The sequence below is a fragment of the Vibrio qinghaiensis genome, assembly GCF_002257545.1.
In the GTDB taxonomy this organism is placed as follows: domain Bacteria; phylum Pseudomonadota; class Gammaproteobacteria; order Enterobacterales; family Vibrionaceae; genus Vibrio; species Vibrio ordalii.
On sequence record NZ_CP022741.1, the window covers coordinates 2,825,159 to 2,839,008 of the forward strand.

At 45.2% G+C, this 13,850-nt stretch carries 13 protein-coding genes, 1 tRNA gene, 1 pseudogene and 1 riboswitch; of the genes and pseudogenes, 4 read left to right on the forward strand and 11 right to left on the reverse strand.

Going from position 1 to position 13,850, the window contains the following annotated elements:
* Positions 1-77 precede the first annotated feature (77 nt).
* Positions 78-857 carry a class I SAM-dependent methyltransferase gene (locus CCZ37_RS13090; protein ID WP_094500754.1) on the reverse strand — a complete coding sequence of 260 codons (780 nt, stop codon included), beginning with the start codon at positions 855-857 and terminating at the stop codon, positions 78-80.
* 155 nt (positions 858-1,012) lie between these two features.
* Here CCZ37_RS13090 and asnC point away from each other — a divergent pair, with 155 nt between their 5' ends.
* A complete protein-coding gene (gene asnC, locus CCZ37_RS13095) occupies positions 1,013-1,477 on the forward strand; it encodes a transcriptional regulator AsnC (protein WP_010319577.1) in 465 nt (154 codons plus the stop codon).
* 77 nt (positions 1,478-1,554) lie between these two features.
* Here the strand turns inward: asnC and tsrA are convergent, their stop codons facing one another.
* Both tsrA and CCZ37_RS13105 read right to left on the reverse strand, forming a co-directional pair.
* Positions 1,555-1,836: an H-NS-like global regulator TsrA gene (tsrA, locus tag CCZ37_RS13100; protein WP_017044523.1), complete on the reverse strand. Its 282-nt coding sequence runs from the start codon at positions 1,834-1,836 to the stop codon at positions 1,555-1,557.
* A gap of 90 nt (positions 1,837-1,926) precedes the next feature.
* Entirely contained in the window at positions 1,927-3,126 is a 1,200-nt protein-coding gene (locus CCZ37_RS13105) for a multidrug effflux MFS transporter (RefSeq protein ID WP_244187272.1), read from the reverse strand.
* A gap of 116 nt (positions 3,127-3,242) precedes the next feature.
* Here CCZ37_RS13105 and CCZ37_RS13110 point away from each other — a divergent pair, with 116 nt between their 5' ends.
* Together CCZ37_RS13110 and CCZ37_RS13115 are read left to right on the forward strand one after the other, a co-directional pair.
* Complete coding sequence (locus tag CCZ37_RS13110) at positions 3,243-4,184, forward strand: LysR family transcriptional regulator (RefSeq protein ID WP_094500756.1); 942 nt, start codon at positions 3,243-3,245, stop codon at positions 4,182-4,184.
* Positions 4,185-4,342: 158 nt separating this feature from the next.
* On the forward strand, positions 4,343-6,133 hold the full coding sequence (locus CCZ37_RS13115) for an aminopeptidase P family protein (RefSeq protein WP_167372417.1): 1,791 nt from the start codon (positions 4,343-4,345) through the stop codon (positions 6,131-6,133).
* A gap of 195 nt (positions 6,134-6,328) precedes the next feature.
* Here CCZ37_RS13115 and thiH read toward each other — a convergent pair whose 3' ends face one another.
* The 7 genes from thiH to crcB all read right to left on the reverse strand — a co-directional run bounded on the left by thiH (position 6,329) and on the right by crcB (position 13,077).
* Positions 6,329-7,441 carry a 2-iminoacetate synthase ThiH gene (gene thiH / locus CCZ37_RS13120; RefSeq protein ID WP_094500758.1) on the reverse strand — a complete coding sequence of 371 codons (1,113 nt, stop codon included), beginning with the start codon at positions 7,439-7,441 and terminating at the stop codon, positions 6,329-6,331.
* Between the two features lie 2 nt (positions 7,442-7,443).
* On the reverse strand, positions 7,444-8,208 hold the full coding sequence (locus CCZ37_RS13125) for a thiazole synthase (RefSeq protein ID WP_094500759.1): 765 nt from the start codon (positions 8,206-8,208) through the stop codon (positions 7,444-7,446).
* Complete coding sequence (gene thiS / locus CCZ37_RS13130; protein ID WP_010319419.1) at positions 8,209-8,418, reverse strand: sulfur carrier protein ThiS; 210 nt, start codon at positions 8,416-8,418, stop codon at positions 8,209-8,211. It lies immediately after the preceding gene.
* Entirely contained in the window at positions 8,406-9,194 is a 789-nt protein-coding gene (locus tag CCZ37_RS13135) for a HesA/MoeB/ThiF family protein (RefSeq protein WP_094500760.1), read from the reverse strand. The genes thiS and CCZ37_RS13135 overlap by 13 nt, the downstream gene beginning before the upstream one ends.
* Positions 9,184-10,479 (reverse strand): thiamine phosphate synthase, encoded by a 1,296-nt coding sequence (gene thiE / locus CCZ37_RS13140; RefSeq protein WP_094500761.1) that lies wholly within the window; start codon positions 10,477-10,479, stop codon positions 9,184-9,186. The genes CCZ37_RS13135 and thiE overlap by 11 nt, the downstream gene beginning before the upstream one ends.
* Positions 10,480-10,483: 4 nt before the next feature.
* A complete protein-coding gene (gene thiC, locus CCZ37_RS13145) occupies positions 10,484-12,433 on the reverse strand; it encodes a phosphomethylpyrimidine synthase ThiC (RefSeq protein WP_094500762.1) in 1,950 nt (649 codons plus the stop codon).
* 109 nt (positions 12,434-12,542) lie between these two features.
* Positions 12,543-12,641: riboswitch (TPP riboswitch) on the reverse strand.
* A 52-nt stretch (positions 12,642-12,693) separates the two neighbouring features.
* The gene (gene crcB / locus CCZ37_RS13150) at positions 12,694-13,077 is read right to left on the reverse strand and encodes a fluoride efflux transporter CrcB (protein WP_010319423.1); all 384 of its coding nucleotides are present in this window, start codon (positions 13,075-13,077) and stop codon (positions 12,694-12,696) included.
* Between the two features lie 330 nt (positions 13,078-13,407).
* Between crcB and CCZ37_RS19330 the strand changes: the two are divergent.
* Positions 13,408-13,632, forward strand: a pseudogene (locus CCZ37_RS19330) (transposase); the annotation flags it as partial.
* 99 nt (positions 13,633-13,731) lie between these two features.
* Here the strand turns inward: CCZ37_RS19330 and CCZ37_RS13165 are convergent.
* A tRNA-Ser gene (locus tag CCZ37_RS13165) sits at positions 13,732-13,822 on the reverse strand.
* Positions 13,823-13,850: the final 28 nt, after the last annotated feature.

Here is a 13,850-nt window from a genome sequence, read left to right on the forward strand (position 1 = left end):
CAAACACGATTAAGCAAGCACTAAATTACATCTATGGGCAACGAGATTTTCTCGCCAAAGCTAACGTATTGAATGCGTTAGATCATCGCCGCTTTCACATACACATCAAAACGATTTTTCTTGGTTTCAATCGCCATACTCGGCTTCTGTTTGTCTAACCAATCGGCATAGTCAGGACGCTTCACCACCACGCGTTTGGTCGCCAAACTCAAGGCTGGGTTTAATAATGCATCAGCATCCAAGTCAGCACCCACCAGCGATTGAAAGACGCGCATCTCCTTTTTTACCAAAGCCGTTTGTTTTTTACTTTCCGGGTGCGGGTACATGGGGTCAAGATACACCACATCTGGCTTTACAAAATCTTCATCTTGCGCCAGTTTTTCAAGCGCATCATGACTCGAAGCGTGAAGTAACGACATTCGCTCGCTTACCCAGCCACCAATCTCTGCATCTTGCTTGGCACGCTCTAAACCATCATCGAGCAGCGCGGCCACAACGGGATGCCGCTCAACCATTTGCACTTTACAGCCGAGCGAGGCCAACACAAAAGCATCACGACCTAACCCAGCCGTTGCATCTAACACGGTCGGTGTCGCTCCTTTGTTTAGTCCCGCAGCTTTGGCTATCGACTGACCTTTACCGCCACCAAATTTACGTCGGTGAGCAACCGCCCCCGTGACTAAATCGACATAAATAGCGCCGAGTTTAGGCTCATCCAGTTTACGCAACTCAAGACGAGACTGAGTTAATACCAAGGCAAATGGGCTCTCAGCGCATGGTTTTAATCCCCAACGCGCGGCTAATGTATCCAAATGTGCTTGCTGAGCAGGAACTTCGCAAATCAGTTGTAGCTGCAAGTTAACTCCGAAACAAAGGAAATAATGAGGAGGATTGAGTTTACCCAATTTTCACTGAGGTGACTAAAGCTTATCGCTTTTCTTAAACGGCAGCTTACGAGAAACAACGACCAGTGATAAACTGAGCAAACCATTTCAATGATAAGGAGGCTGTGATGCAAGCCACTACCGCTAAACTGGACGAACTCGACCGCGCCATTTTAAAAATTTTAATGGACGATGCACGCACGCCCTACGCAGAAATGGCCAAGCAGTTCAACGTTAGTCCTGCCACTATCCATGTTCGTATTGAAAAGATGAAATCGGCCGACATCATTCAAGGTACGGAAGTGATCGTCAATACCAAAAAATTGGGTTATGACGTGTGTTGTTTTATCGGTATCAATCTCAATGCCGCGCGAGACTACCATTCGGCGCTCGCCAAACTCAATGCGCTGGATGAAGTGGTGGAAGCCTATTACACCACAGGAGCCTATAATATTTTTGTGAAGTTAATGTGCCGCTCGATTGAGGAATTACAATTTGTGCTGATCGACAAATTACAGGCTATTGATGAAGTGCAATCCACAGAGACGCTTATTTCCTTGCAGAACCCGATTAACCGAAATGTGAATCCTTAATCACCGAAGCCGCAAACACCACGCAATAAAAAGCCCGAAACTAAATTCCGGGCTATGGCATCAGTACTGATAATAAATTATTTGTTCAGATAAGTTAAAAGCTCTTCAGCCGAAATACCCTGCTTTGCCAATTCCTTCGCCATGATTTCGACTTGCTCGCCTTTACGCGCTTCAATCACTTGTTGAAACTGAAAGACTAAATCACGCAGAACTGGTAGTGGTACTTGTTTGGCGGCACTGCGAATACGCTCACTACTTTGGTTGCCTAATTCATTCAGCAATTTTCCGAACATGACCTTTTCTGGAGACTCGTCGAGTTGTTCCCAAATTCGAGCCATTTCATAGGTTGTCATTGACATTGTTGTTTCGTTTCCAAAGTGCAATTGAAATAATTAAGTGACTAAATATACACCCGTTAAAAAGAATATAAAACAGCAGGTGACAATTTATTAATTCACCACTAATTGATGCCAATAACGCCCTGCTTTAGAAAACAGGATAAACAACGCTGGCGCAATCAGCCACATTTGCAGTGCAATTAATATCTGAGGTTCTAATCCAACACGCTGCATGGTGCCAACCAACAGGCCAGCACCACTCATCTGAAACAAACCAAGCAGTGCCGCGGCGGTTCCCGCACGGTCACCAAATGGCGCCAGTGCTTTTCCTGCGGCCGCTCCCAGAATCCAAGCAAAGCCGATTGATGACATAAAAATGGGCAGCATAAAGGCAATCGCCGTTTTCTGTTGTGCCAGCGCGACCATGGTAGTCCCCGCAACCAATAACGTGCCAATTCCAACCACCAGCGCCATATGGGTACCAAACCTATCCATAAATTTCGGCGCACTTAGGCAGGCAACGATATTAATGATGGCATTGAGTCCAAACCAGAAAGTAAATTCATTCATGGTCAATCCATAACCTTCCATTAATACCACTGGGGCAGAAGTGACATAGGCTAAAATAACCGCCATCGCTAACATACATAATGAAGCATGGAAGATAAAAGATGGTGTTTTCAATACGGACCAGTAACGGGATAACTTAAAGAACGCTTGCTGTTCGGTGGCTTGTGGGTTGGTTTCTTTCATACCAATCACCATCATTAAACCCGCGACCACGGCAAAACCCGCCATAAAGCTGAAGTTACTGCGCCAGCCAAATTGCTGAGTTAACCAACTACCAAGGATTGGCGCTAATGCAGGAATAAAACAGATTGCACCATTTAAGTAGCTGATCATTTTGCCGCTACGTTGTGGGCCAAAAATATCGCGAACTGTTGCAAAAGCCGCTACCGATGTCGCGCACGCACCGAAGCCTTGTAGTAGCCGAGCCATCAGCATCCATTCAATACTCTGAGCGGCCCACGCCAAGCAAGCACTCAATGCATAAATACTGATCCCTCCTAATGCAACAGTTCGACGCCCGAGTTTGTCCGCTAGCGGGCCAGCGAAGAGTTGACCGACTCCCATAGCAAACAGAAACCAAGTAATCGTATCTTGTGCATAAGCGTGTTCCACGTGAAACGTTTGAGAAATTTGCGGTAAAGCCGGTAGATAAATATCAATCGCTAACGGGCTAAACAGAACCAACAAAATCAGTAATGCCAATTGACGCTTGCTATGCGCATCAGAGGTTATTTGCTTCACGAAACACTCCAGTAATGAGAAAGAACACACTTTTGTAACCGAAGCATAATAGAGCAATGATGATATGAATAGAAATGGCTTATACTCATCACAATTATTCCCAAATGGAAATACAGATGAATATAGAAAAATTAGCCAGAATCGACCTTAATTTGCTTGTTTGTCTGTCCGTACTGCTAGAAGAACTGAACGTCACGCGCGCTGCTCGTCGTCTCTGTTTGAGCCAATCAGCCGTCAGTAAATCGCTTGCCAAACTTCGTCAGCAATTTAATGATCCGCTGTTTATTCGTAACTCACATGGTTTAAAGGCCACACCGCAGGCGCTTTATCTTAAACCTAAACTCGACACTCTCATCAATCAGCTCGAGCTGCTCACTCAACCACAACAATTTTCACCACAAAGCAGTGAATACCGTTTTCATATTGCGGCAGTAGAAAGCGTCTACCCATTGATTCTCCCCCATTTTTTGCCCGCTATTTTCAGCCAAGGTCCAAACCTCAACATCAACACTCACTCATGGAACGATCAAACCTTTAAGAAATTGCAGCTTGGTGAGTTGGATTTAGGCATTACCGGCAAGGACATTGATATCAATGATGCAAAACTGACGATGCTGCCACCCAGTGATATCTGTGAGCAAGAGATCTATCGAGATAGCCAAATGTGCGTGGTGCGTAAAGACCACCCAGCATTACGAGACAATTGGACGTTAGAGCGCTATTTATCGCTACGTCACGTACAAGTGCGCTGCGATGGTAATGATCGTTGGTTACTCGACTATCGCTTGGCGGATATCGGCCGAGAAAGGGACATCGCAATTACAGTACCGGATTTTAATAGTGCCGCCAGTCTTTGTACTTATACTGATTTTATCTTTACCGCGCCGAGCCACTTCACCCACTTAGTAGCCAAGCAAATGGATCTCGTCGTGTTGCCATTACCGATGGAATTTCCACCTATGGCTTATACGTTATTTTGGCACAGAGACAGAGAAAGTGACCCCGCATTGAGCTGGTTAAGGCAGATGATCCAAACCAAAACACTGCATCTCAGGTGAAGCTGCGGTTTGCGCCAGTTCGATAAAAAGAGTAGCTTATTGAGGCTCGTCCCCATCGCCACAACCCCATAGACACAATAATAAAGTCAGGGTTTGCTATGGATTTGCACAGTTCCCTACACCTACAACGGACGGTTATGAGAAAGGATATAACACAGATGCATGATTCAATCGCACAACGCGTATCAGCCTTACGTGGCTGGCTCACACAGCAAGGGCTTGATGCCATCATCATTCCACACGAAGATGAATATCTCGGGGAATATGTACCGCAACACAACGAACGCCTGCATTGGTTAACTGGTTTTACTGGCTCGGCAGGCGCGGCAGTGATCACCCACGATAACGCGGCTATTTTTGTGGATGGCCGCTATACCGTGCAAGTTCGTAAACAAGTGCCAGAGGCAACCTTTGAGTACCGTCACTTGATTGAAGAGCCCGTTCTCGATTGGCTCCAAAGCGCATTGGCCTCCGGTAGTAAAGTGGGATTTGATCCGCGCATGCATCGAGCAAGCTGGCTTAAAGCAGCACAGGCAAAATTGTCTGATGAGTTACAGCTTATTGCCGTCGGCAGTAATCCAATCGATGAGTTATGGAAGGACCGCCCTAGCACTGCAATTTCAGCAGTGCGCTTGATGGGTAATGAACTCGTCGGTATCAGTAGCCATGATAAGCGTAAGCAAATAGCCCATCAGCTGAGTAAGAAAAAGATTGATGCGGCGGTACTGACAGAACTTGATTCCATCTGCTGGCTGCTCAATATCCGTGGCCTTGATGTTTCCCGATTACCAGTATTACTTTCCCATGCCATTATTTATGCTGACTCCAAGGTCGATTTCTTCCTTGACCCTACTCGTCTTCCTGCGGAATTTGACAAGCATGTCGGTGGCGGCGTTCGCGTTCACCATCCAGATCAACTAGAAAAGCAGCTTAACTTACTCGCAGGTAAAAAGGTGATGATCGATTCTGCCACCAGTAATGCATGGTTTACGCTGACTTTACAAAATTCCGCTGCTGAAATCATTAATGACGCCGATCCGTGCTTACTGCTAAAAGCGGCAAAAAATGCAACCGAAGTCTCTGGAATGAAAGCGTGCCACGTGCGTGATGGTGTGGCGATGACGAAATTTCTTGCTTGGTTGGATAATGAAGTGGCGAGCCAAAGACTGCACGACGAAGGCTATTTATCTGACCGCTTACAAGCATTTAGAGAGGAAGACCCTACTCTAGCCGATCTTAGTTTTGATACTATTTCAGCGGCAGGTAGTAATGCAGCTATGTGCCATTACAACCACATCAACCAAGTAAAACCAGGACAATTAGCTCAAGACTCACTTTATCTTGTCGATTCTGGCGGCCAATATTGTGATGGTACGACTGATATTACGCGTACCATTGCCATTGGTAACCCCAGTGAAGAGATGAAAAAACAGTTCACTTTAGTGCTTAAAGGTCATATTGCACTAGCCAGAGCACGCTTTCCAAAAGGCACTTGTGGTCATCAGCTTGATGTACTTGCCCGTCAGCACCTATGGGCTAATGGCTTCGATTATGATCATGGCACTGGTCATGGAGTCGGCCACTTTTTGAGTGTCCATGAAGGGCCACAACGCATCAGCAAAGTTTTCAACAACGTCGCACTGCTTCCGGGCATGGTACTGTCGAACGAGCCCGGTTATTACCGTGCCGATGCGTTTGGCATTCGTATAGAAAACTTAGAACTGGTGGTCGAAGTTGAAACACAAGGTGATTTCTCTGTGTTGGGGTTTGAGTCACTCACGCGCTGCCCGATTGATAAGCGCGCGATCAACATCAATATGTTAACTCGACCAGAGCTCACATGGCTAAATGACTACCATCAAAAAGTATGGGATCAAGTTAGCCCACTCGTTGAGGGTGATAACAAAGCGTGGTTGCGCCAAGCGACGCTACCTATTGAGCATGATTAAACTTCAACATGATAAAACAAATGCGCTGTAAGTAGTTTCTCTGTAGTAACTTAACCTAGAAAGATGAAAGGCGACTTCGGGTCGCCTTTACTTTAACTTATGATTCTCTTAACTCGAACTCACCTTAATTAGCCAAATCACCATACTTTAATGAATGCATCCATATGTTTCACGTGAAACGTGCAAGCCATGACCTCATCCAGAATAGGCAGCATGCCAATCTCGCCACACAACTTCAAAGCCTTGCCCTTTAACAGCGGCGGCAACTTGTGCGGCTGTACGTTCATCGCTAATCACAAATTGCTCAAGCTCGGCCTCTTGCATTGCATAACCTCCAGGCTGTGTTTTTGATCCCGCCGATATGCTGGTGATCCCCAGTGGAATGAGCTTATCCCTAAAGTGCGCCGATTCGCGGGTAGAAAGCGAGAGTTCCACTTCTGAATTTAGCAAGCGAAATGCACAGATGAGCTGAACCAGTTGCTTGTCAGACATAACCGATTTAGGTTGCAGGCCACCTTCACAAGGTCGCAAGCGAGGAAACGAAATCGAATAGCGCGTCTTCCAATATCTCTTTTCAAGATAATCCAGGTGAGCGGCCACGTAAAAACAATCGGCCCGCCAATCTTCCAAGCCAATCAAAGCGCCAAGACCAATCTTATCAATCCCCGCCCGGGCAAGTCGGTCCGGTGTTTCAAGGCGAAAGTTAAAATCCATTTTGTTGCCTCGCAGATGATGTAAAGCGTAAGTCGATGGATGATAAGTCTCTTGATATACCATTACCGCATCTAAACCTAAGCTCTTTAGCTCCGCATAGTGCGCTTGCTGAAGCGGTTGAACCTCCATAGCAACATAGCTGACTTCACGCTTTATCAACGGCAGTATCTGCCGGAAATAGTTCATGCCTACTTTGGTTTCATGCTCACCAGTGACCAGCAACACATTATCAAACTGCATCTGCTTGATAACTGCCAATTCACGTTCAACTTCATGCAAACTTAATGTACGCCGCTTGATGCGATTCTCCATCGAAAATCCACAATAAGTGCACGCATTGGCACACAAATTTGAAAGATAAAGCGGGATATAAAAAGAAAGAGTATTGCCAAAGCGTTGCCTCGTCAGTGCGTAAGAAAGTTGCGCTAACTGCTCGATATAAGGCTCAGCAGCAGGAGAGATTAATGCCTTGAAATCCTCCAAATCGCGCTTCTCTTTATGCAATGCTCGCTCGACATCTGACGCTGTTTTGGAACAGATTGATAACGCAATATCGTCCCAATCGAGTTGTTTGAAACGTTCTAAAAAGCTCATCGCTATTGATCCAAAAATGCAGTTAGAGGGCTGGATGCGATAGCATGATGAACCTGAGTTGCAAGCCCAGCCTCATAAGCCATTCGACCCGACTCTACCGCCAACTTAAATGCCAACGCCATTTGTATCGGATCGCCCGCGGCCGCAATTGCGGTGTTAACTAAGACAGCATCCGCGCCCAATTCCATCGCAAAAGCCGCATGCGAAGGTGCGCCAATACCGGCATCAATAATCACGGGTACACGAGCTTGGTTGATGATGATTTCTAAAAAATCTCGTGAGACCAGTCCCTTATTCGATCCAATTGGCGCACCTAATGGCATTACGGCCGCGCACCCCACCTCCTCTAAACGCTTACACAACACGGGGTCAGCATGACAATAAGGCAATACGGTAAATCCATCTTTCACCAATTGTTCCGCTGCTTTTAACGTTTCGATAGGGTCAGGCATCAGATACTTAGGGTCGGGATGAATTTCTAACTTCAACCACGATGTCGATAACGCTTCGCGCGCTAAATGGGCTGCAAAAATCGCATCCTTCGCATTTTTCGCACCCGATGTGTTGGGTAAAAGATGGACGCCTAACTCGATAAGTGGCCCTAAAATATCATCATTTAATTGATTAAGATCGACTCGCTTTAATGCCATTGTCGCCATTTGTGAGCCAGATGTGGCAATAGCTTTTGTCATTAACTCTCGGTTGGCAAATTTCCCCGTACCAGTGAACAGGCGAGATTCAAACTGTTTATTCGCTATCGTTAACATTTAGCCTCCTGCAATGGCTTGAAACAGCGATATTTGATCGCCTTCACTTAATAGGGTCGTTGACCACGCACTACGCGGCACCACGCTCTGATTCAGGGCAAACACACAACCGGTAATCGTGATCGAAAGCAGTTTGGTGAGATCCGCAATACTGGTTCCCGCTGAAACTTGATGAAACTGCTGATTAATCTTGATGGTTATATCTGACATGTGGCTTCTCCCTTCATCTGATCAGTCTGTGGGTACCCACACACCTCGCACTGAGGATCTTTAACAACATTTAAGGTTTGGAATTGAAACAAATGAGCATCAAACAGTGTCAGTTGATTAGCATTACGCATCGTCTGTCGAGTCAATATCATGATGGCTTGTAAAGCTTGCAGGGTTCCGATGATTCCGACGACAGGCCCCAGAATACCGAATTCATTACAACGCTGCGCGGCAGGCAGCTCGCTATCAGGCACTAAACAGTGATAACAAGGTGATAACGGCAGTTGATCAAAAGCAATGACTTGCCCCTTCCATCCAATAGCCGCACCTGAAATCAATGGCTTAATTAGTTTACGGCACAACTGGTTAATTTGCTGACGACTGTGGATGTTATCCGTGCAGTCAAGAACGACATCAGCATTAAGCACTTCCAGTTCGAGCTGAGTACCAATAAGGCGTTTAGATATCGCTCTTACTCTGCAATCAAGGTTGATGGCTTTAATTTGTTCTGCCATCGCATCGACTTTGGTTTGACCAATTTGCCTCTCTCGGTAGATCACCTGCCGAGGTAAGTTGCTGCTTTCAACTCGGTCATCATCCACTATTACCAGTTGTCCAATACCAGCACTCGCCAAATACAAAACGGCCGCAGACCCTAAACCACCACAACCAATAACCAGCACTCGGCTATCAAGTAAAGATTGCTGTCCATTCTCACCTATTTCAGGGAGCGCAAGTTGCCTTTGATAACGGATAAATTGCGCATCAGAAAGCATAATCACATACCTCCTCAGCACTACTTGGTAATCGGTTTTGTATGATTCGATTGAAACTATCAATGACCAACTGAGGTGATTTTGCTTCTGTCACTGCACGTACAACGGCCAAGCCTGATACATCGCACTGCCAAACTTGCAATGCGTTCTCTAGGTTAATTCCGCCAATTGCAACTGTGGGTATTTTTGCACTTACAACTTCATCTGAGTTGGCGGCACAACTTAAACTCTCAATTAGCTGCTGGTAAAGTTTCAACCTAACAAGCCCCTGTGGCTTAGAGGGCATAATTTTGGTGGTGGTTGGGAATATGTGACCCAAAGCGATATAGCTGGGATTTAGTGAAGCGATGTTCAGAATCTCATAATAGCCGTGAGTTGAAATGCCTAAACAGATCCCAGCTTGAGCAATTTGTGCTAAATCTGCATTGGTGAGATCTTCTTGTCCAAGATGAATGCCAAAAGCACCATGCTTTATCGCAAGCTGCCAATGATCATTAATAAAAACCTGTGCTTGATAGGCTTGTCCAAGCTCAATAGCGGCGATAATTTGTGATTCAAGATCGGGATGTGTTGAATCTTTTATTCGCAGTTGGATTGTCTTTACATCAAACTTCAATAACCGCTCGACCCACTCAGCGCTATCCACAACAGGATAAAGGCCAATATTTTTGTCTATCTTTGAAAAACAGATGTGATTTTGTTTATCGTCAGCAAAGATGCCAGCTGCTGAATGTAGTAGCTGAGGAAAATATCGGCTATCTGTTGGCCATGTTTCACGTGAAACACTCATTGCCGCCCGAGTAACCACTAAAGCATCCTCTAGTGGAAAGTCGAGACACAACAATGATAGAATCCAAGCAAAGTGCTCACTCTTTGCATCAGCAGCATGAGCATTCGTAGAATATCTTATACTACGCAGCTCTTCTCCGTGATACCACTCATCGACATAGTCGTGTGAGTCAGCCGCTGTCAGCCCTATCTTGACCAAACAAGTTTCTCGTTTCTGGGAGTGCTCAAATGGCATTTGAGCGCAAAAATTGACTTGGTATTGCAAGAATAAATTGGGCTTATCAGTTAAAGCACTTAGCGCATCTTCGCACGAGGCTAAGCAATCACTGCCAATCAAAGATGAGCATGACGGCGTTACTAATTGACAATATAAAGTTGGGCTGGCACCCAAATAAATATCATCGATATCAAAACCATGATGCTTGGCCAATAGCAAAACCTGTTGTACTTGAGCTGTCAACGCAATGTCATCACGGGGGATAAGTAATTGAATCATCTAATTACTCCTCGCTAACGACTGACCGTTGACTAACAGCAGGGTGATAAAGCTCTGATCCTGAGGCTTTAAACTCTTGCGATTTCTGTCTCATGCCTTGTAACGGGTCATCTAGCAGCGTAACGGAAATGAGCGCATCAGCAGCAACTTGCTTGGTATCTAGCGCATACTCTCGAACCTCTTGAGAGATTTTCATCGAGCAGAATTTCGGCCCGCACATTGAGCAAAAATGCGCGACTTTACCAGACTCTTGCGGAAGAGTTTCATCGTGAAAAGCACGCGCCGTAACTGGGTCTAATGCAAGATTAAATTGATCTTCCCAACGAAACTCAAAACGTGCTTTCGATAAAGCATTATCGCGCACTTGTGCTCCCGGGTGCCCTTTCGCAAGGTCTGCGGCATGTGCTGCCAATTTATAAGTAATTAAACCCGTTTTAACATCTTCTTTGTTTGGTAAACCAAGGTGCTCTTTCGGTGTTACATAGCAAAGCATCGCGCAGCCATACCAGCCAATCATCGCAGCACCAATGCCGGAAGTGATGTGATCATATCCGGGAGCAATATCGGTAGTTAATGGGCCCAAGGTATAGAATGGCGCTTCATGGCAATGCTTTAATTGTTCATCCATATTCTCTTTAATCAAATGCATGGGGATATGGCCAGGGCCTTCAATAATGACCTGTACATCATATTCCCACGCTATTTTGGTCAACTCACCTAAAGTGCGCAGCTCTGCAAATTGTGCTTCATCGTTAGCATCGGCAATGGATCCTGGCCGTAGTCCATCCCCTAAGGAAAGGGCAACGTCATACTTGGCGCAAATTTCACAAATTTCACGGAAATGAGTGTAAAGAAAACTCTCGGTATGATGGGCTAAACACCATTTAGCGATAATAGAGCCGCCACGCGAAACGATGCCAGTAACACGTTTCGCGGTCATTGGCACATAACGAAGCAATAAACCAGCATGAATTGTAAAGTAATCAACACCTTGCTCCGCTTGCTCAAGTAAGGTATCGCGCATTACTTCCCATGATAAATCCTCCGCAATACCATTTACTTTTTCCAATGCTTGATACATAGGCACAGTGCCAATCGGTACGGGGCTATTACGTAAAATCCATTCTCGAGTTTCGTGAATATTGCGACCAGTAGAAAGATCCATCACGGTATCCCCACCCCAGCGGGTTGCCCATACCAATTTTTCAACCTCTTCTTCAATTGATGAAGAGACAGATGAGTTACCGATATTCGCATTCACTTTGACGAGAAAATTACGGCCAATGATCATCGGCTCTGATTCAGGATGGTTAATATTCGACGGGATAATGGCTCGTCCTTCGGCAACCTCACGACGCACAAACTCAGGAGTTATCTGCTTTGGTAGATTGGCCCCCAAATGGGCGCCTGCATGTTGCTGGCTCAGCTGTGCATCCATACACTCTCCACGTCGCATATTTTCTCGAATGGCAATGTATTCCATTTCTGGTGTGATAACACCTTGCCGCGCATAATGAAGCTGAGTAACGCACTTGCCTTTCTTTGCTCGGCGTATGGCTGGCAGATTCCCATAACGCAGTTCGCCCAATGTATCATCAGATAAGCGTTCTTTAGTGTAAGCGGAACTGACCTCATCAAGCCACTCGGTATCATCCCGATCAGCGATCCATTGTTCCCTTAATTTAGGCAAACCTTGATATAAGTCGATAGTATGAGATGGGTCGGTATAGACACCTGAAGTGTCATAAACGCATATAGATTCATTCGGTTGATAAATCGGTGAAGACTTTGTGCCCCCGACTAAGCTGTCAGCTAGTTTAATCTCACGCATTGGCACGCGGATATCCGAACGTGAACCAGTAATATAAATTTTAGAGGAATTTGGGTAGGGTTCGACAGACAATGTGTCAATGAATTGTTTGGCTTCCAGTCTCGCTTGTTTGCGACTCGACATAGCATCTTCCTTTTTTGTACTAGGGATAAATGCTTGACGGATTAATGCACAAGAGTTGATCAAAATAGAGTTTTGATCTTAAGGATATAACGCTAGATAGATCACTAGCAGGTTATATTCTCTTGTTCCCTTCGCAGGTATTAGCCTGATCAGGTTCAACGGATCCCGAAAATACGGTCTCAGCCTTATGGCACTCCGACAAGTTGAGTCACGATTATAGGGAAAGACTATCCATTAACCAAGATGAAATTGTGATTTCGTTAACTTCTCATCAACAACTGGAAACCTATCCAAGCCGCTGAGATACTTAGCACCACGTTTAATAAGACATTAACACCCATTTTCAGAAAGGCTCCTTGCTGCATCAGCAATACATTATCCATAGAGAATGTAGAAAATGTGGTTAATGCACCCAAGAAACCCAAACCAATAATCTGGCGCCATGGCTCAGTTGCCAGTAATTCACTCTCAAAAGCAGCGATCAATAATCCCATAATAAATGAGCCGACAACGTTGACCATCAGCGTTCCATAAGGGAATCCACGCCCTAATAACTGAACACTTAGCTCGGTAACCAAATAACGAGCGCACGCACCAAATGCACCACCTAATGCAATAAAACCTAAAATAGATAACTGTCCCATAACGCCCATAGCGGATCCCAGAAAGTAACTATCATTATTCTAACCATTAAACACAACAAATCGAGCCTAATCACTAAAATAATCTATAGCTGACACACGTCTAATACCTAAGTACTTTAAAAAAGTTACAGATGTCACTTATTGAGTAAATTGATAAGCCAATACAACAAAGATAAAGCTCATGATACGCAGGGTGGACGACTGACTGGGGCCGACATCCATCCTTATATCGTGAAAGAATTTGGCCAGCACTATCTATTACCTGCTCGAGCACATGGGCTTCTCTTGGATAACTTCTCGCTCCAAGTGCCCTCATCAGTCCCAGCCAATGACTTTCAGAACCTCAGTGTCATCAAACTCCCGCCCTATTCCCCGGAGTTGAATCCAATAGAACAAGTATGGAGCTGGTTAAGACAACACTCTCTAGCCAATCAGTTTTTTGCGGATTACGAAGACATTGTCTCCAAAGTATGTCGGGCTTGGAATAGTTTTTTGGAATGCTCGACCAGAGTCAGACAGATGTGTTCGAGAAGGTGGATAGAGCTGACCAGTTAATTTTCCAGATTGGTATTATAATGAGAAATAAAGTTGCCTATTGATACAAGATCTTTAGATACGAAAAAGCCGCTGTATTTAACAGCGGCTTTTTATATTTGGCGGAGAGATAGGGATTTGAACCCTAGGATAGCTATTAACCATCGCCGGTTTTCAAGACCGGTGCTTTAAACCACTCAGCCATCTCTCCATGGATTCTCACTAAAAAACAGTCTTAC